24 protein-coding genes and 1 riboswitch are annotated in these 21,659 nt (G+C 71.4%); of the genes, 6 read left to right on the plus strand and 18 right to left on the minus strand.

Annotated features, from left to right (window positions below; all coding sequences use genetic code 11):
- Positions 1–24: 24 nt before the first annotated feature.
- On the plus strand, positions 25–2,154 hold the full coding sequence (locus ACT01A_RS08700; RefSeq protein WP_445152814.1) for a heavy metal translocating P-type ATPase: 2,130 nt from the start codon (positions 25–27) through the stop codon (positions 2,152–2,154).
- 15 nt (positions 2,155–2,169) lie between these two features.
- Here ACT01A_RS08700 and ACT01A_RS08705 read toward each other — a convergent pair whose 3' ends face one another.
- The 3 genes from ACT01A_RS08705 to ACT01A_RS08715 are packed head-to-tail and all read right to left on the minus strand — an operon-like array spanning position 2,170 to position 4,550.
- Positions 2,170–3,480, minus strand: a complete 1,311-nt coding sequence (locus ACT01A_RS08705) for a hypothetical protein (protein WP_445151847.1) — start codon at positions 3,478–3,480, stop codon at positions 2,170–2,172.
- The gene (locus ACT01A_RS08710) at positions 3,477–4,007 is read right to left on the minus strand and encodes an RNA polymerase sigma factor (RefSeq protein ID WP_445151848.1); all 531 of its coding nucleotides are present in this window, start codon (positions 4,005–4,007) and stop codon (positions 3,477–3,479) included. Before ACT01A_RS08710 ends, ACT01A_RS08705 begins: the two co-directional genes overlap by 4 nt.
- 39 nt (positions 4,008–4,046) lie before the next feature.
- On the minus strand, positions 4,047–4,550 hold the full coding sequence (locus ACT01A_RS08715) for a metallophosphoesterase family protein (protein ID WP_445151849.1): 504 nt from the start codon (positions 4,548–4,550) through the stop codon (positions 4,047–4,049).
- Between ACT01A_RS08715 and ACT01A_RS08720 the strand changes: the two genes are divergently transcribed.
- Complete coding sequence (locus tag ACT01A_RS08720) at positions 4,549–5,853, plus strand: cytochrome P450 (protein ID WP_445151850.1); 1,305 nt, start codon at positions 4,549–4,551, stop codon at positions 5,851–5,853. The genes ACT01A_RS08715 and ACT01A_RS08720 overlap by 2 nt on opposite strands.
- 12 nt (positions 5,854–5,865) lie before the next feature.
- On the opposite strand, the gene ACT01A_RS08725 is transcribed toward ACT01A_RS08720, so the two are convergent.
- The 6 genes from ACT01A_RS08725 to ACT01A_RS08750 form a co-directional block, all read right to left on the minus strand.
- Positions 5,866–6,816, minus strand: a complete 951-nt coding sequence (locus tag ACT01A_RS08725; protein WP_445151851.1) for a hypothetical protein — start codon at positions 6,814–6,816, stop codon at positions 5,866–5,868.
- A complete protein-coding gene (locus ACT01A_RS08730; protein ID WP_445151852.1) occupies positions 6,813–7,193 on the minus strand; it encodes a cupin domain-containing protein in 381 nt (126 codons plus the stop codon). The genes ACT01A_RS08725 and ACT01A_RS08730 overlap by 4 nt, the downstream gene beginning before the upstream one ends.
- Before the next feature lie 136 nt (positions 7,194–7,329).
- Positions 7,330–7,521 carry a hypothetical protein gene (locus tag ACT01A_RS08735; protein ID WP_445151853.1) on the minus strand — a complete coding sequence of 64 codons (192 nt, stop codon included), beginning with the start codon at positions 7,519–7,521 and terminating at the stop codon, positions 7,330–7,332.
- Between the two features lie 374 nt (positions 7,522–7,895).
- Positions 7,896–8,819 (minus strand): hypothetical protein, encoded by a 924-nt coding sequence (locus ACT01A_RS08740; protein WP_445151854.1) that lies wholly within the window; start codon positions 8,817–8,819, stop codon positions 7,896–7,898.
- A 33-nt stretch (positions 8,820–8,852) separates the two neighbouring features.
- Positions 8,853–9,743 (minus strand): hypothetical protein, encoded by an 891-nt coding sequence (locus tag ACT01A_RS08745; RefSeq protein ID WP_445151855.1) that lies wholly within the window; start codon positions 9,741–9,743, stop codon positions 8,853–8,855.
- 91 nt (positions 9,744–9,834) lie between these two features.
- On the minus strand, positions 9,835–10,761 hold the full coding sequence (locus ACT01A_RS08750; RefSeq protein WP_445151856.1) for a ribonucleotide-diphosphate reductase subunit beta: 927 nt from the start codon (positions 10,759–10,761) through the stop codon (positions 9,835–9,837).
- Positions 10,762–10,846: 85 nt separating this feature from the next.
- Between ACT01A_RS08750 and ACT01A_RS08755 the strand changes: the two genes are divergently transcribed.
- Both ACT01A_RS08755 and ACT01A_RS08760 read left to right on the plus strand, forming a co-directional pair.
- The gene (locus ACT01A_RS08755) at positions 10,847–11,485 is read left to right on the plus strand and encodes a TetR/AcrR family transcriptional regulator (RefSeq protein ID WP_445151857.1); all 639 of its coding nucleotides are present in this window, start codon (positions 10,847–10,849) and stop codon (positions 11,483–11,485) included.
- A gap of 39 nt (positions 11,486–11,524) precedes the next feature.
- The gene (locus ACT01A_RS08760) at positions 11,525–12,298 is read left to right on the plus strand and encodes a transglutaminase-like domain-containing protein (protein ID WP_445151858.1); all 774 of its coding nucleotides are present in this window, start codon (positions 11,525–11,527) and stop codon (positions 12,296–12,298) included.
- A 5-nt stretch (positions 12,299–12,303) separates the two neighbouring features.
- On the opposite strand, the gene ACT01A_RS08765 is transcribed toward ACT01A_RS08760, so the two are convergent.
- Positions 12,304–13,482, minus strand: coding sequence for a glycosyltransferase family 4 protein (locus ACT01A_RS08765; RefSeq protein WP_445151859.1), 1,179 nt, complete (start codon positions 13,480–13,482; stop codon positions 12,304–12,306).
- Positions 13,483–13,534: 52 nt separating this feature from the next.
- On the opposite strand from ACT01A_RS08765, the gene ACT01A_RS08770 reads away from it, so the two are divergent.
- Positions 13,535–14,572, plus strand: a complete 1,038-nt coding sequence (locus ACT01A_RS08770) for a glycosyltransferase (protein ID WP_445151860.1) — start codon at positions 13,535–13,537, stop codon at positions 14,570–14,572.
- A gap of 30 nt (positions 14,573–14,602) precedes the next feature.
- Complete coding sequence (locus ACT01A_RS08775; RefSeq protein ID WP_445151861.1) at positions 14,603–14,848, plus strand: hypothetical protein; 246 nt, start codon at positions 14,603–14,605, stop codon at positions 14,846–14,848.
- On the opposite strand, the gene glyA is transcribed toward ACT01A_RS08775, so the two are convergent.
- The 8 genes from glyA to ACT01A_RS08815 form a co-directional block, all read right to left on the minus strand.
- The gene (gene glyA / locus ACT01A_RS08780; RefSeq protein WP_445151862.1) at positions 14,787–16,079 is read right to left on the minus strand and encodes a serine hydroxymethyltransferase; all 1,293 of its coding nucleotides are present in this window, start codon (positions 16,077–16,079) and stop codon (positions 14,787–14,789) included. The genes ACT01A_RS08775 and glyA overlap by 62 nt on opposite strands.
- A gap of 28 nt (positions 16,080–16,107) precedes the next feature.
- Positions 16,108–16,195: riboswitch (ZMP/ZTP riboswitch) on the minus strand.
- Positions 16,196–16,201: 6 nt separating this feature from the next.
- Positions 16,202–16,666: a ribose 5-phosphate isomerase B gene (rpiB, locus tag ACT01A_RS08785; RefSeq protein ID WP_445151863.1), complete on the minus strand. Its 465-nt coding sequence runs from the start codon at positions 16,664–16,666 to the stop codon at positions 16,202–16,204.
- A gap of 13 nt (positions 16,667–16,679) precedes the next feature.
- Positions 16,680–17,300 carry a Sua5/YciO/YrdC/YwlC family protein gene (locus tag ACT01A_RS08790; protein ID WP_445151864.1) on the minus strand — a complete coding sequence of 207 codons (621 nt, stop codon included), beginning with the start codon at positions 17,298–17,300 and terminating at the stop codon, positions 16,680–16,682.
- A complete protein-coding gene (gene prmC / locus ACT01A_RS08795) occupies positions 17,297–18,142 on the minus strand; it encodes a peptide chain release factor N(5)-glutamine methyltransferase (RefSeq protein WP_445151865.1) in 846 nt (281 codons plus the stop codon). The genes ACT01A_RS08790 and prmC overlap by 4 nt, the downstream gene beginning before the upstream one ends.
- A gap of 7 nt (positions 18,143–18,149) precedes the next feature.
- Complete coding sequence (gene prfA / locus ACT01A_RS08800) at positions 18,150–19,196, minus strand: peptide chain release factor 1 (protein WP_445151866.1); 1,047 nt, start codon at positions 19,194–19,196, stop codon at positions 18,150–18,152.
- A 304-nt stretch (positions 19,197–19,500) separates the two neighbouring features.
- Positions 19,501–20,595 (minus strand): DUF1385 domain-containing protein, encoded by a 1,095-nt coding sequence (locus ACT01A_RS08805; protein WP_445151867.1) that lies wholly within the window; start codon positions 20,593–20,595, stop codon positions 19,501–19,503.
- Between the two features lie 12 nt (positions 20,596–20,607).
- Positions 20,608–20,823 (minus strand): 50S ribosomal protein L31, encoded by a 216-nt coding sequence (gene rpmE / locus ACT01A_RS08810; protein WP_445151868.1) that lies wholly within the window; start codon positions 20,821–20,823, stop codon positions 20,608–20,610.
- Between the two features lie 46 nt (positions 20,824–20,869).
- Positions 20,870–21,625, minus strand: a complete 756-nt coding sequence (locus tag ACT01A_RS08815) for a CARDB domain-containing protein (protein WP_445151869.1) — start codon at positions 21,623–21,625, stop codon at positions 20,870–20,872.
- Positions 21,626–21,659: the final 34 nt, after the last annotated feature.

Raw genomic sequence — 21,659 nt, forward strand, 5'->3', positions numbered from 1 at the left:
AACGTCGATCTGCCGATCACGGGCATGACCTGCGCGTCGTGCGCGAACCGGATCGAGCGCAAGTTGAACAAGTTGGATGGCGTCAACGCGACGGTCAACTACGCGACCGAGCGCGCGGCGGTGGAGTTCGACCCGGACGCGGTCGCGCCGGAGCAGCTCGTCGACGCCGTGCGCGCCGCGGGCTACGACGCGACGCTCCCCGCGGCGCCGGGCGACGACTCGGCGGACGACGACGCGACGGCCGACGACGCCCTCGCCCCGCTGCGCACGCGCCTGATCGTCTCGGCCGCGCTCGGCCTCCCGGTCTTGTTGTTGTCGATGATCCCGCCGCTGCAGTTCGACAACTGGCAGTGGCTGGCGCTCCAGCTCGCCACGCCGGTCGCGCTCTGGGGCGCGTGGCCGTTCCATCGCGCGGCGCTGACGAACCTCCGCCACGGCGCGGCGACGATGGACACGCTGGTCTCGGTCGGCGTCCTGGCCGCCTGGGGCTGGTCGCTGTACGCGCTCTTCCTCGGCGACGCCGGCATGACCGGGATGACCATGTCCTTGTCCTTCACCGGCTCCGGCGGGGACGAGCTGTACTTGGAGACCGCCGCCGCGGTCACGGTCTTCCTGCTGGCCGGCCGCTACTTCGAGGCGCGTGCCAAGGGCCGCGCGGGCGCCGCGCTGCAAGCGCTGCTCGCGCTCGGCGCCAAGGACGTCGCGGTGCTCGACGCCGACGATCATGAGACGCGCGTGCCCGTCGAGCAGCTCGCGGTCGGTGACCGCTTCGTCGTCCGGCCGGGCGAGAAGGTCGCCACCGACGGCGTCGTGGTCGAGGGCGCCAGCGCCGTCGACCAGGCGCTGCTGACCGGCGAGTCCGTGCCGGTCGAGAAGGCGCCGGGCGACGCGGTCGCGGGCGCGACCGTCAACGTCGGCGGGCGCCTGGTCGTGCGCGCCACGCGCGTCGGCGCCGACACCGCGCTGGCCCAGATCGCGCGGCTGGTCACCGCCGCGCAGACCGGCAAGGCGCCGGTGCAGCGGCTGGCCGATCGCGTGTCCGGCGTGTTCGTCCCGATCGTGATCGCGATCGCGGTCGCCACGCTCGGCTACCGCCTCGGCGCCGGCGAGGAGACCTCGCGCGCGTTCGCTGCTGCGGTCGCGGTGCTCGTGATCGCCTGCCCGTGCGCGCTCGGCCTCGCGACGCCGACCGCGCTGCTGGTCGGCACCGGCCGCGGAGCGCAGTTGGGGTTGTTGATCAAGGGCCCGGAGGTCCTGGAGTCCACGCGCGCGATCGACACCATCGTGTTGGACAAGACCGGCACGGTGACGACGGGGCGCATGACGGTCACCGACGTCGCGGGCGACGACGACGCGCTGCGCCTCGCCGCCGCGGTCGAGGCGGCCAGCGAGCATCCGATCGCGCGGGCGATCGCGGCAGCGGGCGCGGCCGCGGCGGGCGGCCACCTGCCGCCCGTGGCCGAGTTCATCAATCACGCCGGCCTCGGCGCTGAGGGCATCGTGGAGGGACGGCACGTGCGCGTCGGCCGCCCGCCGTTCGTCGGCGACGTCCCCGCGGAGCTGGCCGGCGAGGGCATCTTCGTGGCGTGGGACGGCGCCGTGCGCGGGCGGATCGCGGTCGCCGACGCGATCAAGCCGACGTCGGCCGAAGCGATCCGCGAGCTGCGCGCGCTCGGCCTCACCCCCATCCTGCTGACCGGCGACCACGCGACGACCGCCCGCGCGGTGGCCGACGCGGTCGGGATCGACGAGGTCATCGCCGAGGTGCTGCCGTCTGAGAAGGCGGCGGTGGTCAAGCGGTTGCAGGACCAAGGCAAGGTGGTTGCCATGGTCGGCGATGGCGTCAACGACGCCCCGGCGTTGGCGCAGGCCGACCTCGGCCTGGCGATCGGCACCGGCACGGACGTCGCGATCGAGGCCTCCGACCTGACGCTCGTCTCCGGCGACCTGCGCGGTGCGGCCGACGCGATCCGGCTCAGCCGCGCGACGCTGCGCACCATCCGCCAGAACCTCGTCTGGGCCTTCGGCTACAACGTCGCCGCGATCCCGCTGGCGGTCGCCGGGCTGCTCGGCCCGCTGGTCGCTGGCGGCGCGATGGCGTTGTCCTCCATCTCGGTCGTCGCCAACGCCTTGCGGTTGAGGCGGTTCCGCTGAGCGCGTCGGCCGCCGCTACTTGACGAGCTCGGCGCTCGTCGCGCCAACCGGCGTCCCCGGGTAGCGCAGCCCGGTCGCAAAGCGCGAGCGCTCCCGCGGGATCCGGAACTCCACCTCGATCCCGTACCAGCCGCGGCACATCCGCCGGTCGAGCTTGATCGCGGCGCCAACGCGCGTGCCCGCCGTGACGTCTCGCTCGATCCCATGGCCCTGCGTGCCGAAGATGCAGCCGGACGGCGGACGGATCGTCACCCAGTAGCTGCCGCGCGCGACGCTCGCCGCGACCCGGCCGCGGAACGCGACGTGCAGTGTGAACGAGCCCTGGGCGTTGCGCGCGATCCGGGCGGTCACCCGCGCGGCGACCTGCGCGCGCGACGGCTTGCGCACCCGGATCGGGACCTCGCCCTTGATCGGGCAGCCGCCGATCGGGCCGATCTGGTGCTTGACCGCGCAGGTCGTCCCGTCGTCGTAGGTGATGGTCTTGATGCTGCGCGCCTGCGGCGTCGGGGCGATCAGGTAGTCGTCGCGGCCCCTCATGCGCCCGTCGCCGTGACCGCTGGGACCGCTGAGCTGCGTTGCCGCCTGCCGCGGCGAGACGATCAGGAACGCGCCGTCGGGGCGGCGCACGGCGACCGTCCGCTCGCGGCCGTCCGGCAAGGTGTAGGTGATGTTCCGCGCCTGCGGGCCGAGAAGGCCGTAGTCGACCGTCCGCATCCCGCTGGTCGAGCAGGCGTGCGTCTTGGGCGGGATGCGCCCGCCGAACGCGCTCACCATGCTCGGCGGCAGGCACGAGACCATGCCGCTGCCCGGCATCTCGGCCTGGTGGATCGCCAGGAAGCCGTGGCCGCGCGCGTCGAGCGGGACGCACGCGCCCTGGTCGAGCACCTGCGGCCTGAGCGCGTGGAAGAGGCCGTCGTCCTCGAACGCGCCATCGCGCCCGACCAGCCCGAGCTTCGCGCCCTGCACGCGCCCGAGCTGCAGGCACGCATACCCGCGCGTGGTCGTGAACGCGCGCAGCCCCCAGTCGAGCCGGTCGCCCTGCGGATCGCGCACGACGACCGGCGCGGCGACCGCGCCCGCCGGGACCCCGAAGCGCGTCTTCGGCGTCGGCGCCTTGCCCGACCGCGGCTGGACGTCCTGGCCCGTGTCGAGCAGACCTGTCGCGGCCGCGCCGATCGCGGCGAGCGCGAGCAGCGCGAGCACCGTGAGGACGAGCACGCGCGCGGTCGGGCGACGACGCCGTCGCGAGCGCGCGGCCCGCGCGGGCGCCTCCTGCCGCGCCGCCGCGGCGACCAACTCGCGCTGCAGCTCCGGGAGCCTGGTCATGCGCCGCGTCCTTCCAATCGGGTCCGAAGCGTGCGCAGCCCGCGGCTGACCCGCTGGCGCACGACGCTCTCCGAGCACTGCAGCGCCGCCGCGAGCTCCTCGTAGCTGCGTTCCTCGACCACGCGTCCGGCGACCGCCGCGCGCTGGTCGGGCGGCAGGTCGTCGAGCGCCGTCAGCGCAGACGCGTTCGCCAGCTCCTCGACGCGCGCCAGCGCCACGTCGTCCAACACGAGCCGCTCCATGCCCAGACGCCGCCGCGCGTCGTCCTCCACGCGCCCACGCCGCAGCGACGCCAACAGCACGTTGCGCGCGATCCCGAACAGCCACGCCCGCGCCTCGCCCCGCTGCGGGTCATGCGTCGCCCGGCCGCGCAGCGCCGCCGCGAACGTCTCGGCGGTCAGGTCCGCCGCGAGCTCCGGGCGCCGCACGCGCCGCAGGAAGAACGCGAGCACCGCGTCTTCGTGCCGGGCGTAGAAGACGCCGAACGCCTCGGCATCCCCCGCAAGCAGCTCGCTGTCGTCGCGCATCCGATGCCTACTTGTCGCACGCCGCCGGGTTGTGACCGATCAGTCGAGGTCGACCAGCGCGAAGGCGATCCGGCCGTCGGCCGTGACCGTCGCCTCCCCCATCGTGTGCCGCGGCTGCCGGCGACGATCCGTCGGGCTTCCGGGGTTGAAGAGCTGGAAGGCGCCGTCGGACGAGGTCTCGTGCAGCGGGATGTGGCTGTGGCCGAAGACGACCGCCGCGCAGTCGCCGAACGCCGCGCGCTGGCGCTCCAGCCGGCCGCGAGCCGGCCCGGCGTCGTGGACCATGCCGATCCGAACGCCGCCCTCAGGCAGGGTGACAATCCGTCGCTCCGGCAGTCGCGAGACGACGTCCGGACGGTCGACGTTGCCGTGCACCGCGGCGACCGGCGGGCCCAACGCCTCCAACATCTCCAGCACCGGGAGTTCGACGAAGTCGCCCGCGTGGAGGATCAGGTCGGCGGCGCGCAGGCGCGCGACGCAGGCCTCCGGCAGCGCGCGATCGCCGCGCGGGAGGTGCGTGTCGGAGATGATGGCTAGGCGCATGCTGCTCGAATCCTCCCCTACAGCCCTCCCGCCCGGACCCTCGATGGCGCCCGGCAAGCAGGTCGCGGCGTGGATCTTCCGGCCCGAGGCGCTGATGGAGCGCGCGCGGCGCGAGCGCGGCGACGTCTTCACGCTGCACCTGCCGCTCGGGCCGGTGGTGACGGTCGCCGATCCGGCGCTGGTCAAGCAGGTCTTCACGGGCGACCCGGATGTCCTGCGCGCGGGCGAGGGCAACCGGCCGTTGGAGCCGGTCGTCGGCCCAGACTCGCTGCTGCTGCTCGACGGCGCGCGGCACCTGCGCCGGCGGCGTCTGGTGCTGCCGCCGTTTCACGGTGAGCGGCTGCGCACCTACGCCGACGACATGGCGCGGATCACGCGCGAATCGGTGGCGACGTGGCCGCGTGACGTGCCGTTTGCGACCGAGCCCTACCTGCGCGCGATCACGCTGTCGATCATCGTCCGCGTCGTCTTCGGGATCGAGGACGCCGCCCGCGCCACGCGGCTGCAGGACCTGATCCCCAAGCTCGTGCCCGACGGCGGCTTCTCATCGCTGTTGCTGTTGCCCGCGTTTCGCCGGGACCTCGGCGCGCGCTCGCCGTGGCGCCGCTTCCTGGCCGCCCGCGCCGCGATCGACGCGCTGTTGTTCGACGAGATCGCCGCGCGCCGCGCCGACCCTGACCTCGCCGAGCGGACCGACATCCTGTCCTTGCTCTTGCAGGCCCGTGACGAGGACGGCGCGCCGCTGACCGACCACGAGCTGCGCGACGAGCTGATGACGCTGCTGCTCGCCGGTCACGAGACGACGGCGAGCGCGCTGGCCTGGGCGTTCACGCTGCTGACCCACGTCCGTCCCGACGCCTTGGCGCGCGCCCGCGACGACGACGCCTACCTCGACGCCGTCGCCTCCGAGACGCTGCGGCTGAAGCCGCCGCTGCCGATGGCCGTGCGCCGAACGGCCGAGCCGGTCACGCTCGGAGAGCACGTGCTGCCCGCGGGCACCCGCATCGCGCCGTCGATCTACCTGATCCACCGCCGCGCCGACCTCTACCCCAGCCCGCGCGCGTTCCTCCCCGAGCGCTTCCTGGAGCAGGGCACCGAGACCTATGCCTGGCTGCCGTTCGGCGGCGGGATCCGCCGCTGCGTCGGCGCCGCGTTCGCCCAGCTGGAGCTGCGGACGGTCCTGCGCGCGGTGCTCGAGACCGTCGACGTGACGGCCGGCGGCCCGCTGGAGCGCACCCGCCGCCGCGCGATCGTACTGGCGCCCGAGCGCGGCGCCCGCGTCCGAATCGCCGACCGCGCCTGAGCGCGGCGACGCCTAGCCCTGCGCGGCCTCGCGACGCGCCGCCGCGTCGCGGCGCTTCTGCAGCACCTTCATCTCGCCGCGCACGATCCGCAGCGCCGGGCGGGCCTTGCCGCGCGCGTCGACCAGGCCCGAATCCCAGTTCTCGCCCTTGGTCGCGTTCCAGTGGTACAGGTAGACGCGGGTGATCCGGCGGCTCAAGGGCACCAACTTGTCGAACACCCACCGCGTCGCCTTCGCCGCGTGCGCCGCGGACTCCGGGAAAGCCACGGTGTTCTTGGTCTTCTTGCGCTTGACGATGCCGCCGGTCTCGGTGAACCAGATCTGGCCGGTGGTGTGCCCAAGCAGCGTCCGCGTGCCGGTCGTGCGCATGCGGTTGGCGTCCAGGTAGTTGTGCAGGCCCCAGTAGCGCGGTGACTTCTTCTTGCCCAGATGCGCCTGGTACTGGTCGACCCACGTCGCCATGTTGGGCATGTCCAACAACTCGGCGCCCAAGATGGTGCACTTGGGGCAGGCCCGCGTCATCGACCGGTAGTAGGAGGCGACCAGCTGCGGGCGATGGCAGGTCGGCTCGCCGCAGTGGTTGGCCTCGTTCCAGGTCGCGAACGTGTTGACCCACGGGTAGCGCTCGCGGAACTGCTGGAAGTTGTACTTCAACCGCGACGGCGTCGGAAGCTTGCGCCGGTCCACGCGCGAGTGGCCGAAGCCGACCAGCGGCATGACGCCCGCGGCGCGCGCGCCGTCCATCCACGTGTCGACCTCCGCGCGCTCCCAGCCGTGCTCCATCGCGTCCCACGAGATCGCGACGCGCGCGTACTGGACCTGGAGCGACGCGAACAGCGGGTCGCTGAACATGTCGGGCTTCTGGTCGGCGATCCCGACGACCAGCGCGCTCGCGCTCGCGGGGGCGAGCACCGCCGCCGCGACGCACGCGACGACGAGCCGGACGAGACGACGGAGCCTCACGGCGCGGCCGGAGGCTCCTCGGTCAGGACCGTGTCCTCGTGCGAGTAGGGCGGTGAGCAGCAGCACAGCAAGACCAGCGGCTCGTCGTTGGGGTTGTCGAGCTTGTGCTCGACGCCAGGCGGCAGGACCGCGCAATCGCCGGGGCCGACGTCGACCCACTCGTCCGCGATCCGCAGCCGGCCGGTACCCGACGTGAAGAAGTACAGCTCTTCGGATTGCACGTGGTAGTGCGCGAACGTCGAGCCGCCCGCCGGCACGGTGGCCTCGGCCAGGCTCTGGTTCTTGGACGGCAGCGTCTGCCGTCCCGCGATCTCCCGGATCGTCGAGCCGTCCAGCGTCGTGAACGGCGTCTGCTCCTGCAAGTTCCCCACGTCCATCCTGACACCGCACGGTACCCATCGGAGCGGTCCGACGATCTCGATCCGCCCGGCCGCGCGGCGGTTTCCGCGCGGCCGGGCCCGTTGCGTCACGGGGAGGAGAAGGGCGAGGGGCTTTCAGCGCTCGCCCTGGGGGTTACGACGCGAGCGCCCTGCGGGCGGACTCGCGATCGACGCGCCGTGCCGTCGAGACCAGGGTCCGGGCCAGAAAGGCCCGCATCGGTCTCGGGGGAGGTTCGGCCCGGTACTGCTCCGCCAAGTGCCGCGTGGCCGCGCCAGTGCGCGGAGCGGCGGCCTTGGTGAAGTCGTTGTGGAGGTTGAACTGCATGACGGTGATGCTCCTTCGAGAGAGTGAGAAGGGGCCACCGCCCAACGGTCTGGGCTGCCTATGGAAGTCCTGTCGGGCGATGGACGCCCGCGGACTGGTGAGAAGGACCTAGCGCGCGAGCGTGACGGACGGCAGAGAACCGCCCTGAGAGATGCCATGGCCAACGGCGTGAACCGTCGGGACGGCCGTGAAGGCCGCCTTGGGCATCTTGGGGAGGATGTCGCGTCGGGTGACTCGCATTTAGGTCCCCTCCTCTCTACTTGTAGGCGTTGAACGCCTGCTTGTAGGAGAAGTCCACGGGACCGTACCGCGGTCCCGCAGATCCTGCAAGTGCGGCTGTCCCCACTCTTAACGGAACTTCATGCCGGCCGGCACTACACGGCCGGCTTGACGCCGAGGTACTGCTGAAGGACCGCCAGCGCTGGGCGCGGCTGGTCGTCGGGACCGATCAGGCCGGAGTCCCAGGTGCGGTCGTCGTCGGCGTCGGTCGCCGAGCCCACGCCGGTGTTCCAGTGGTACAGGTAGGCCCGCTTGACGCGCGGGCTCACCTTGATCAGCGTCTTGAAGATGAACTTGGTGGCCTTCGCCGCCTGGGACTTGCCGGTCGGGAACGTGACCGTTGAGGCGTTGTTGCGCGCGACGACGCCGCCGGTCTCGGTGAACCAGATGTCGCCCTTGACCGCCTTGACCAACGCCTTGGTGCCCTTGGTCGAACCGCGGTTGGCGTCGACGTAGTTGTGCAGGCCCCAGACCTTCGGGGTCCGCTTGGCGGCCTTGACGAAGCGCTTGGCCCACGTGCCGACGTTCGAGCGGTCCAGCAGGTCGGCGCCGAGGATCGTGCAGGTCGGGCACGCCTTGCGCATCGCCAGCCACCACTTCGCCACGGTCTCGGGCTGCTTGTTGATGTTCGCCTCGTTCCACGTGGCGAACTCCTTGACCTGCGGGTAGCGCTGGCGGAAGGACTTGATCAACGTCGCCATCTGCGCCGGCGTCGGGTTGCGCGACGTGCGCTTGCGCGAGCGGTCGAAGGTCACGAGCACCTTCAGCCCGTCCTTCTTGGCGCCGGCCATCCAGCCGTCGAGCCAGATCCGCTCCTGCTGATCGTGGATGGCGTCGTAGGGCACCATGATCCGCACGTACTTGACCTTCAGCGCCGTGAAGCGCGGGTCGGTGAACATGTCGGACTTGTTGTCGGCGATGCCGACGGCGACCTTCGCCTGCGCCGCCGTGGCGGGCACGGCGACGGCGACGGCGACGAGGGCGAGCAGGACGATCAGAAACGGGTGGCGGCGGCGCATTCGCCGCGGGAGGCTAGCGAGCCGGGCGGCGAGCTAGCGCGCGCCCGCGCTGCGGGCCAGGACGCCTTGCAGCGTGAGCAGCGACGGGCGCGCCTGGCCGTCAGGGCCGACGAAGCCGGAGTCCCAGGTCGGGCCGCCAGCGATGCCGGTGTCCCAGTGGTAGAGGTAGACGCGCTGGATGCGCGGCGAGATCTTGACCAGCTTGTCGAAGATGAACTTCGTGACCTTCGCGGCGTGCGCGGTGCCGGTCGGGAAGACAACGGTCGACGTGTTCGAGCGCCGGACGATGCCGCCGGTCTCGGTCAGCCAGATGTTGCCGCCGACCGAGTCGACGAGCTTCTTGGTGGTCTTGGTCGACAGCGTGTTGGCGTCGACGTAGTTGTGCAGGCCCCAGACCTTCGGCGTGCGCTTGGCGGCCTTTACGAAGCGCTGCGCCCAGGTGATCATGTTGGGCTTGTCGAGGAGGTCGGTCGCCAGGATGTTGCAGGTCGGGCAGGCCTTGGTCAGCGCCAGGTACCACTTCGCCACGAGCTCCGGCTTCTTGTTCATGTTGGCCTCGTTCCACGACGAGAAGTCCTTCACGAACGGGTAGCGCGCGCGGATCGCCTTCATCGCGCCGACGAGCTGCGCGGGCCCCGGGTTGTAGGAGACGCGCTTGGGCGAGCGGTCGAAGGTGACCAGCGGGCGGGCGCCGGTGGCCTGCGCGCCCTTCATCCAGGCGTCGAGCTGCGCGACGGCGACCGGATCGCTGAAGACGTCCCAGCGCAGGTCGAGGCGCGCGTAGCCGAGCTTCAGCGCCTGGTAGCGCGGGTCGGCGAACATGTCCGGCTTGTTGTCGGCGATGCCGATCTTCACCGCTGCCTGGGCCGTGGCCGGGACGAGGGACGCGAGCAGCAGCGTCAGGGGCAGCAGGAAGCGGCGCATGACCCCAGAGGTCGGCGCCGCTACCTCTCCCTTGAAGTCGGAAGGCTGACCCTAGACGCGAAGGCGACCCCCAGATGGTGGCACCCACCATCTAAACGGGGGTGGCCTCAGGCTCGGGCTCGGCCGGCGCCAGCGACACGCCGATCACCTTCAACCGCCGCGAGAGCGCCTGGAACGCGAAGCCGTGGACCTCGTCGGAGCGCACGCCGAGGATCTCGTAGGACTCGCCGACCTCGAAGCCGCGCGGCGTCAGCACGCCGGCCGCGATCGGGATCAGCTCGGCGAGCGTCTGCTGGATGCGCCGCGCCAGCGCCGGGTCCTGGCGCGCCTTCTGCTGCAAGAACCAGGTGCCGTAGGCGACGTGGCGGTGCTCGTCCTGGGAGATCTTGCGAAAGCCCTCCAGGAAGCCGGGCAGGATGCCGCGCTGCTCGAAGACGCGCGTGAGCGTGTCCTGGCCGGTCAGCGCGAGCGTGCCCTCGATGACCATGTGGTAGGTCGTGACGAAGTCGACCTTGGCGTCCATGTCGCTCGGATCGGCGAGCAGGCGCTTGTTGGCGTCGACGAGGACCTCGTCGAAGAGCACCTTGAACGCGTCGTTGAGGTCCTCGCGGGCGCGCTCCAGGCGGTCCTCGAAGCTGCCGTCGTGGCCGATGACCTCGCGGTAGAAGTTGTTGAAGTGCTGGGCGTGGCGCGCCTCGTCGACCTGCTGGGTCGTGAGGAAGTGCTCCTCGCTCTGGGTCTCGTAGGCGCCGACCAGGCCGTTGAACTGCGTCGCGACCCGCTCCTCCCCGATGAAGAACGACGACAAGAACCAGACGATGTTGTCCTTGTCCTCGTCGCTCAACGCCGCCCAGTCCTCCCGGTCTTGGGCGAAGTCGATGGTGTGGCTCTGCCAGGGCTGGCGCTCCCACAGCTCATAGAGCTTCTGGGGATCCATCAGCACGACCTTGGAGAGCTTGGACTCGTCGCTGATCGTGCCGACGTCGCCCTGCGAGGTCAGTTCGAGGAGGTTGGCCATAGGAGCGATCCTGACACCCTGTCAAACAGGGTGTCAAGCGATTTTTGACAGGGTGTCAGCCTCCCGCGGGTATCTTGGGATGCAGATGGCCGCCGACGACGAACCTCGCACGACCTCCCCCGTGTCCCATCGCGAGGGACCGGCGACCGCCAAGCGCGCCCAGGTCCAAGCCGACGTCCTGCGCGCCACCGAGGAGCTGCTGGCGTCCGGGTCCTCCTACGCCGACCTCAACGTCGAGAAGATCGCCAAGGCCGCGGGCATCTCGCGCACCGCGTTCTACTTCTACTTCGCCGACAAGCGCGACCTGCTGATGCGGCTGGCGGGCGACGTCACCGAGCTGCTCTACGCGCAGGCCGACATCTGGTTCTCGGGCGACGGCGACCCCGAGCAGGAGATCCGCGAGGCGCTCACGCGGATCGCCGCGCTGTACCGCGAGCACGGCGTGCTGATCCGCGCGATCGTCGAGGTCTCCACCTACGAGGAGGACATCGCGACGTTCTGGCGCGGCCTGCTCCAGCAGTTCGTCGACGCGACCGCGCGCCGGATCGAGACCGAGGCGCACCTGGACCACGACTCCGCCGAGGCGACCGCCTTCGCGCTGACCTGGATGGTCGAGCGCACCTTCTACCAGCAGTTGGTCCAGGACGAGCCCGTGCCCGACGCGCAGCTGATCGCCGCGATCGCGCGCATCTACCGCGGCACGGTCTACGGCGCTAGCGTGTGAGGCGTTCACCGCAACGCCCCTGAGCCGCTGGTCCTCACCGTGGGATGCACCTTCGGCTTCCAGACGCCCCAGCCCGTCGCGGCGGTCCTCCAGGTCGCGCCGTCGGGCTCCGGCCACGAGCTGCGCGCCGAGCGCTGGGAGACCGACGCCTCCCACCACGGCTACCTCGACCTGTATGAGAACCGCTGCGAGCGCTTCACGCTCCCGGCCGGCGCCTCGCGGCTGCGCTACGAGGCCGAGGTCGCGATCGCCGCACCCAGCGACCAGATCGTGCCCGGCGCGGCCGAGACGCCGATCATGGAGCTGGACGACCAGCTCGTCGCGTTCCTGATGCCGAGCCGCTTCTGCCTGCCCGACGAGCTCGGCCACGAGGCCTGGCAGCGTTTCGGCTCGCTGGCCCCGGGCTGGGAGCGCGTGCAGGCGATCGTCGACTTCGTCCACGGCCACCTGGAGTGGGTGGCCGGCGCGTCGAACCCGTGGACGACGGCGGCCGACGCCTACCGCGCCGGCCAGGGCGTATGCCGCGACTTCGCGCACCTGGCGATCACGTTCTGCCGCGCGCTGAACATCCCGGCGCGCTACGTCTTCGGCTACATCCCGGAGATCGACGCGCCGCCGCCGACCGAGCCGATGGACTTCGCCGCGTGGTTCGAGGTCTGGCTCGACGGCGCCTGGCACACCTTCGACGCCCGCAACAACCGCCGCCGCGTCGGGCGCGTGGTGGTCGGCCGCGGCCGCGACGCGATCGACGTCGCGCTGATCACGTCGTTCGGGCCGGTGACGCTGACGGAGTTCGAAGTGCGCGCGGCCTAGTCGGCCTAGTCGCCGCGGATCGCTTCGAACTCCCCCGTCTCCATCTGCCGCTCGACGTCCGCGTCGACCTCGGCCTCGTGCGCCTCGGGCCGCACGCGGCGGATCCGGATCGCGCTCAGGCGCCGCAGCTTGAGGATCTCCAACACGTACACCAAGTAGACCGAGGCGGCCGCGACGACCAGCGCCATCGCGGCGATGACGATCGCCCACCCCGAGTTCAGGTGGCCGTGGTTGTCGGAGTACGGGATGAACCGCAGCGACACGGCGAAGGCGCCGAGCAGCAGCGTCCAGGCGTACAGGTAGATCAACGTCTTGCGCTCGGAGAAGCCGATGCGGCTGAAGCGGTGGTGGAAGTGGTTGGCGTCGGCGACGTAGACCTTGCGCTTGTACTTCATGCGCTTGAGGACCACGAACGTGGTGTCCAAGAACGGCACCATCAGCACGACCAACGGGATGACCAGCGCCAGGACCGCCTGCGTCTTGACCGCGCCCTCGACCGCGACGCAGCCGAGCAGGAAGCCGAGCAGGTTCGCGCCGCAGTCACCCATGTAGATCGACGCCGGCGGGAAGTTGTGCACCAAGAACCCGGCGGCGGCGCCCGCGGTGCAGGCGGCGAGGATCCCGGCGTGGGAGCGATCGAGGTCAAAGGCGATGATCGCGAAGGCGATCGCGGAGATCGCGCAGATCCCGGCGGCGAGGCCGTCGACGCCGTCGCTGAAGTTGACGACGTTCATCATCGCCACCAGGCCGACGACCGTGATCGGCCCGGCGGCGCTGCCGAAGTCGACCGCGCCGAGGAACGGCGCCGTAATGTTGCCGACCTCGACGCCCGCGCTGACCGGCACGACCGCCGCCACGATCTGACCGAGCAGCTTGACCGCCGGGTGCAGGTCGAAGCGGTCGTCGATCGCGCCGACGATCGTGATCAGCGTCGCGCCGACGAGGATTCCGACGAAGCGGTCGTGCGTGCGGCTCGTGGTCTGGATGAAGATCAGCCCGGCGACCAGCGCGCCCGCGTAGATCGCCAGGCCGCCGAGCAGCGGCGTCGACTCGCGCCCGAGGCCGCGCGCCTTGGGCTGGTCCACGGCGCCGACGCGACGGGCGAAGCGCGCCGTCAGCGGCGTCAGGGCCGCCGCCACCGCGAACGCGGCGACGAAGGCGTAGACCGCGTCGATCTCCGTCATCAGGTGTGGAGGGTATTCGGCGCGTCGGCGTGCGAGGCTTCCCCTCGACGCCGTGAAGATCCTGCTCGTCACGCAGATGTGGCCCACGCCGGCCGAGCCCGACCTCGGCAGCTTCCTGCTGCCGTTGCGCCGCGAGCTGATCGCGCAAGGCCATCAGGTCGAGGTTGCGGCGATCGGGCAGCGCGGCGGCGGGAAGGGCAAGTACGCGCGCTTGGCGGCCGACGCGGTGCGCACGGCGCGGCGGATGCGGCCCGACGTGGTCTTCGCGCACTTCCTGTTCCCGGCGGGTTTGGCCGGGCTGGCGGCGGCGCGCGCGGCGAGGGTCCCGCTGGTTGTGATGGCGCACGGGCAGGACGTCGCGAACCTGGAGCGCGCGCCGTTGCGGCTCTCGACGCGGCCGGTCGTGCGGGGCGCGGCGGCGGTGATCGCCAACTCGCGCTGGCTCGCCGACCGCCTGACCGCGCACTTCCCCGGCCTGGCCTGCGACGTGTGCGACCTCGGCGTAGACCTGGCGCAGTTCGACCCGGACGGGACCGCGCCGGCGGAGTGGCCGGGCGGAGCGGCCGCCGCTGGCGGGGACGTGACCCACCCGCGCATCCTCTGCGTCGGCTCGCTGATCGAGCGCAAGAACGTGCTCGCCCTCGCCGACGCCTTTGCGAACCTCGGGCGCGGCTCGCTGACGTTCGTCGGCGACGGCCCGCTGCGCGGCGCGCTCGAAGGCCGTCCGGGCGTCACGGTCGTCGGCCGGGTCCCGCACGACGCGGTGCCGGCCTGGTACGCGGCGTGCGACGTCCTCGCCCAGCCGTCGCGCATCGAGCCCTTCGGCCTGGCGACGCTCGAGGCGATGGCGATGGCGCGCACCGTCGTGGCCACCACGAACGGCGGCCCGCCGGAGTTCGTCACGCCCCAGGCCGGCGTCCTGGTTGACCCCAACGACCCGGCCGCGCTGGCCGCGGCGCTGGCCGCCGCCGCCGCGATGCCGTCGCCCAACGCCGCCGCGCGCGTCGCCGCCGCCGCGCACGACGTCGCGCGCCAGGCTGCCGTCATGGCAGGGATCCTGGCGCGTTCGGGAACCACAGACGTTTCCTGACCAGTCGCCCGTGGAACCAGCAGACGGGTCATGTCCCTGTCCCGTCTGCTGCTCGCCCTGGCCAGCGCGGTCACCGGCTTGGTGATCTCGTGGTGGCTCTATGTCTACGTCGTCGGGTCGATCGGGCCCGTCGAGCTGCTCGAGGTGCTGCTGCTGACGGTCCCGATCGCGATCACGCTCGATCGCCTGGCGCGCCAGGCGATCGCCGCGTCGGTCAGGCGGTCGTCGCCGCGCTCAGCGCCTCGTAGAGCGGGTAGCGCTCCGCGATCGCGCTGACGCGATCGGCCAGCTCGTCGCGCTTGGCGTCGAAGTCCGGCGTCAGGGCGGTGGCGATGATGTCGCCGACCTCGGCGAAGTCCTCGGCCTGCAGGCCGCGGGTCGCAAGCGCGGACGTGCCGACGCGCAGGCCGGACGTGACCATCGGCGGGCGCGGGTCGAACGGCACCGCGTTGCGGTTGACCGTGATGCCGATGTCGTGCAGGCGGTCCTCAGACTGCTGGCCATCGATCTCCGACTCGCGCAGGTCGACCAGCGCGAGGTGCACGTCGGTGCCGCCGGTGAGGACGTCCACGCCGTGGCCTACGGAGACGAGCCTCTCCGCGACCGCCTTCGCGCCGGCGATCGTGCGCTCCTGGCGCTCGCGGAACTGCTCGGAGGCCGCGATCTTGAAGGCCACCGCCTTGCCCGCGATGACCTGCTCCAACGGCCCGCCCTGCTGACCCGGGAAGACACCCGAGTTGATCTTCTTGGCGTACTCCTCCTTGCAGAGGATGAGGCCGCCGCGCGCGCCGCCGAGCGTCTTGTGGACGGTGCTCGTCACGACGTCGGCGTAGGGCACGGGGTTGGGGTGCAGGCCCGCGGCGACGAGGCCCGCGAAGTGCGCCATGTCGACCATCAGCAGCGCGCCGACCTCGTCGGCGATCGCGCGGAAGCGCTCGAAGTCCAGGACGCGCGGGTAGGCCGACCAGCCGGCGAGCAGCAGCTTGGGCTTGCGCTCCTTGGCGATCCGCTCGACCTCGTCCATGTCGATCAGCGAGCTCTCGCGGTCGACCTCGTAAGGAGCGATGTCGTAGAGGCGGCCGGACACGTTGAGCTTCATGCCGTGGCTGAGGTGGCCGCCGTGCGGGAGCGAGAGGCCCATGATCGTGTCGCCCGGCTGCAGCAGCGCGTGGTAGACGGAGGCGTTGGCCTGCGCGCCGGCGTGCGGCTGGACGTTGGCGTGCTCGGCGCCGAAGAGCGACTTCGCGCGGTCGATCGCGAGCTGCTCGATGATGTCGACGAACTCACAGCCGCCGTAGTAGCGACGGCCCGGGTAGCCCTCGGCGTACTTGTTGGTGAGGACGCTGCCCTGCGCCTCGAGGATCGCCTGCGGGACGAAGTTCTCCGAAGCGATCATCTCCAGCGTGGTCTGCTGGCGGTTCAGCTCCTTGGCGATCGCGTCGGCGATCTCCGGGTCCAGTTCGGCAAGCGACTGGGTGAAGAAGTCGGGGCTCAGATCGGAAGACACGGCGCTGCTCCTTTGGGAAGGATCCGATGGATTGGGCCCAGGCGCGCGGCAAAGAAGTGCTGCTCGTCGCTCCCCGGAGGTCGATTCCTCCCTCGGCGCCAGTCGCGACGCCTTCGACGGTATCAGCCGACGGCCGGAGACTGAACGGCACTGCCGTCCAGATCCGCAATCTGCGACACGCGGCGCGCGTGGCGACCGCCCTCGAAGGCGGTGCGCAGGAAGCGTGCGACGATCGCGTCGGCGGCGTCGGGCGCCAGGCGCGCGCCGCTGAGCGTCACGGTGTTGGCGTCGTTGTGGCGGCGGGCCATCTCGACCTCGGACGGGTCATGCGCGTTGACGGCGCGGACGCCCGCGACCTTGTTGGCGACGATCGCGACGCCGACGCCCGAGCCGCACGCCAGCACGGCGCGCTCAGCCTGGCCCGCGGAGACCAGGCGCGCGGCCTGCTCGGCGAAGGCCGGGTAGTCGACCGAGTCGGGCGTCTCGGTCCCGACATCCATGACCTCGTGCCCGGAGGCGAGCAGCACGGCCTTGACGTGCTCCTTGAGGTGGTAGCCCGCGTGGTCCGACCCGACGGCGATCACCATGGCGGCCCGCAATCTACAGCGAAGACAGCGTGGCCGCCACGCAACTTTCCGCGACCGCGCCCTCGCGGATCACGTCCCACGATCCGTCGTCTTCGAAGCGGCGCAGGTCGACGACGGTCGACGCGGTGCCGTCCAGCTCGCCGGCGTCGAGGAGCAGGTCGGCCTGGTCGAGGATCGGTCGCGGGATGTCGGCGAGGCGGCGGGCGTCCGCGCCACCCGACGGGTTGGCCGAGGACTGCAGGACCGGCCAGCGCACGGCGGCCAGCGCGGTGGCGGTCGGCGCGAGGGCGGGGACGCGCAGGCCGACGGTGGTCGGATCGGGGCCACACGCCAGCGGGAAGCGCTCCGCCGGGTTGGGCAGCAGCAGCGTGACCGCGCCGGGCAGCAGGCCTTCGAGCGCGGTCGTCGTGCGCGGACCCAGCTCCGGCAGCGCGGCCAGCGCGAGGTCTAAGTTGAAGAACATCACCGCGGCGGGCTTGTCCGGCCGGCGCCCCTTGATGGCGTACAGGCGCTCGACGGCCTCGCGCGACGCGACGTCGCAGGCCAGGCCGTAGACCGTGTCGGCACCGAAGACCGCGACGCCGCCGACCGCCATGCAGCGCTCGAAGGTGGCGGCCTGCTCGGTGGTGATCATCGTTCGCCCAGGACCACGCGCTCGTGGCCGGCGAGGTCGGTGACGGTCGTGACCTCCGGGAAGCCCACGGCGGCGACCAGCGCGCGGACCGACGGCGCCTGGCCGGCGCCGACCTCCAGCGCGACGGTGGTCGCCTGCGTCTGCGCGGCCTGCGTGAGCAGCGGGCGGATCGTCCGCAGGCCGTCGGCGCCGGCGAAGAGCGCCAGGCCGGGCTCGTGGCGGACGACCTCGGGCATCATCGTCGGGCGGTCGCCGTCCGGGATGTAGGGCGGGTTGGAGACGATGACGTCGACGTGCGGGTCGACGCCGTCGAGGAGGTCGCCCTGGGAGAAGGAGACCTTGAGGTTGAGCTTTTCTGCGTTCGCGCGGGCCACGGCGAGCGCGTCGGGCGAGACGTCAGAGGCGCTGACCTTGAGGTCGGGCCGCTCGTCCTTGAGCGCTAGTGCGATGGCGCCGCTGCCGGTGCCGACGTCGTGGACGCGCGCGCCTTGGGGCAGGTCGAGCAGCGCTTCTACGAGGTGCTCGGTCTCCGGGCGCGGGACGAGCACGCGCTGGTCGACGAGCAGGTCGAGGTGGCGGAAGCCCTTGTGCCCGACGAGGTAGGCGACCGGGACGCGCTCGACGGTCCGGCGGCGGATCGCGTCGCGGAACCAGCGGGCGGCGTCGCCGGTGACCTCGCGGTCGGGATCGAGCCACAGCGCGGTGCGATCGACGCCGAGCGCGTGGCCGAGCAGGATCTCGGCGTCGAGGCGCGGCGTGTCGACGCGCGCGCCGTTCAGCGCGACGAGCGCGCTGTCGAGCGCCTCGCGGACCCCGACGCCGGCGAAGGGCGAGGACGCCATCGATGAGCTAGGCCGCGGCCTGGCTCTCGAGGCCGCGGCGCTTCTCGTCGTCCTGCAACGCGGCGGTGAACTCGTCGAGCTCGCCCGCGAGCACGTCGTCGAGGTTGTGGGCGGTGAGCTTGATGCGATGGTCGGTCACGCGGCGCTCGCCGTAGTTGTAGGTCCTGATCTTCTCGGCGCGATCGCCGGTGCCGACCTGCGAGCGCCGGGCCTCGGCGGAGGCTGCCTGCTGCTCGGCCAGCGCGGCCTCGTAGAGGCGCGCGCGCAGGACGCGCATCGCCTTCTCGCGGTTCTGCAGCTGGGACTTCTCGTCCTGCATCGCGACCGCGATCCCTGAGGGCTTGTGCGTGATCCGCACCGCCGAGTCGGTGGTGTTGACCGACTGGCCGCCCGGGCCGCCGGAGCGGTAGACGTCGATCTGCAGGTCGTTGGGGTCGATGTGGACGTCGACGTCCTCGGCCTCGGGCAGCACCGCGACGGTGGCGGTCGACGTGTGGATCCGGCCCTGGGACTCGGTGGCGGGCACGCGCTGCACGCGGTGGGTCCCGCCCTCGAACTTGAAGATCGAGTACGCGCCGTCACCCTTGACCGCGAACGTGTACTTGCCGTCGCCGACGTCCATGGGCTCTGTGGAATACCCGCGACGCTCGGCGTAGCGGGTGAACATCCGGTAGAGATCGCCCGCCCAGAGGCCGGCCTCCTCCCCACCCGCGCCACCCTGGATCTCGACGATCACGTTCTTGTCGTCATTGGGATCCGGCTCGACCATCGACAGCCGGATCTCCTCTTCCAGCTCCTCGATCTTGGCCTCGGAGCTCTTAAGCAGCTCACGGAACTCGGGATCCTCGCCCTCGGCCAGCAGCTCGCGCGCACCCGCGGCGTCGTCGGACGCATGCCGCCACTCCTCCGCCAGCTTCGCGGCAGGCTCCAGCCGCCGGTACTCCCGACCGACCTCGGCATACCGGTTGCGATCACCGATCACCTCCGGATCGGTCATCTGGCGGCCGACCTCGGCGAAGCGGGTCTCGATCTGCTCGACGAGGGACTCGATCATGCGACGTTTGAGGCTACCGCCCGGGACGCAGGGACGCCGGGACAACGCGACCGCCCGCGGGACACGATCGAACGGCACGTTCGTGTCGCTATGGAACACAAACATGCCGTTGGACCCGGCGAGCAGAGACGCGGGTCGCTCCCGCGTCGCATACCGACGCCGAAGCGACCCGGACCTCCGAGTTGCCCCGACGGCCGAGGTTCACCCACCCGCGGGCACTCGAACGCCACACGGCTGGGATACGCCGCTCGCTTGGCGGCGGCGCGTGGCGCTTAGGCCACTCGCTTGGCGGCGCTCAGCGCCGTCATGCGACAACCTCCATGCCCACCTTCTCCTCGTCCGTCGCACCCAGGGGGTTCTCGACGTCGAGGACGGCGTTCATGGCGGCGATGGCGACGGCGAGCTGGTCCAGGTCGGGCTCGCGGGTCGTCAGCTTCTGGAGCATCAGGCCGGGGTACATGACGGCGCGGACCCAGCCGCGGCGGCGGTTCTTGCCGGCGTACTTGATCAGCTCGAAGGAGATGCCGGCGATCAGCGGGACGCCGATGATGCGGGTCGCCACGAGCCAGTACCAGGCGGGCAGACCGATCGGCGCGAAGACGAAGATCGCGACGATCATGACCACCAGCAGGAAGCTCGTCCCGCAGCGGGGATGAAGGCGGGAGAACTTCTGGGCGTTCTCGGGCGTCAGCTCCAGCCCGGCCTCGTAACACGAGATCGTCTTGTGCTCGGCGCCGTGGTACTCGAAGACCCGTCGCAGATCGCGGAGCTTGCTCAACATCAGCAAGTACCCCAAGAAGATCGCGGTGCGCACGACGCCCTCGACCAGCCAGAACAGCAGCGAGGAGTCGAGCTGGTCCTTGATCAGCGACGTCAGCCCGACCGGCACGACGAAGAATAGGCCGACCGCCAACAACAGCGCGACCAGCACGGTGCCGAACCAGACGCCGCCCGAGATCTCCTTCTCGTCCTCGGGCACCTGCGCGTTGGCGCTGATCGCCAGCGCCTTGAAGCCGATCGACAGCGACTCGCCCAGGGCGATGACGCCGCGCAGAAGCGGCAGTCGGTAGAAGCGGTGCTTCTTGAGGATGCTCGTCAGCGGCTCGCTGACGACCTCGATCTCGCCGAGGGGCACCTCCTCCGACTCCAAGCCGCCTTGCTTGAGCTGCTCGGGCAGCGGCTTGCGGACCGCGACGGCCCACGTGGAGATGCCGCGCATCATCACGCCCTCGAGGACGGCCTGGCCGCCTACGGGGGCGTCGCGGATGGCGACGAGATCGCCGCTGAAGGCTCCCTCGCCCTGCGCGACGGCAGGGACGGGAGCTTCAACGACGGGCGAAGCGGACGCACCGGCGCCGACGGCGGGTGCGCCGTCGGCGGGGCGCGGTGCGTCCGACATCGCGCGGGCTTGCTAGTCCTTCGTGCCGGCGGCGCGCGCCTGGCGACGCTTGAAGCGGTCGATACGGCCGCCCGTGTCCATGATCTTCTGCTTGCCCGTGTAGAACGGGTGGCACTGCGAGCAGACCTCGACGTGGATCTCAGCCTGCGTCGAGCGCGTGTAGAAGTCGTTGCCACACGTACAGGTGACGTGCGAAACGACGTACTCCGGGTGAATGGCGGTCTTCATGATCGAGATCCAGTGTAGCGTCACGCCACCGTCTGGAACCCGTCCCTCAGGCCAGCGGGCAGGGGCGTTGGACGACGTTGGCGGCCTCGTCGCTCTCGTCGACCGCGTTGGCCACGTCGAGCGTCACCGTGATCGTCGATCCCGGCGAGCACCGCGGCGCCGCCACGGCCCCGCTTCCGCGCTCGCCGGCGTCCAGCGGACCGAGGATCGCCGGGTCCGACGTGACGCCGCCGACGGTCACCGTCACTGCAAACGGCTCGGCCTCCGAATGCCCCTCGTTGCTGACGGCGACCGTGTACGCAGCGCGCCCCGGCCCCGCCGCCACCGCGTCCAGCCCGCCCAGCACCAGGTCGGGCCGCGGATCGGCGACCTCGCAGGTCGCCGACGTCCGCGACGTGGTCTTCGTCACGTGGTTCTTGGCGTCCAGCCAGCGGAACGTGATCACGACGCGGTACCCCGCCGGCGCCGTCAGCGCCTCGATCCGCTTGGTGAACACGAACGCGCTGCGCCCCGGGTCGGCCTTCTCCCAGGACCCCCAGCCGGGAACCGCGACCTTCTTGAACGTCCCCTTCGGCCCGGTCCCTGACCGCTGCATCAGCAGGAACCTCATCTGCATGCGCTTGGCGCCCGAGGCCGACATCGACCCCGTGAACGCCGCGGCGCGCTCGGAGTCGGCGGTGCCCGTGGTGCAGTCGGCCACCTTCGCGGCCAGCGAGATCTTGGCCGACGCGGCAGGCGCCGAGGCGGGCAGGGCGAGCGAGAGCGCGGCGAGGGCGAGGAGGAAGGGACGTCGGAGCGGCATGCGGCATCCGTTTGAACAGGTGCGGACCCGAATG

The sequence above is a fragment of the Baekduia sp. Peel2402 genome, from assembly GCF_052567285.1.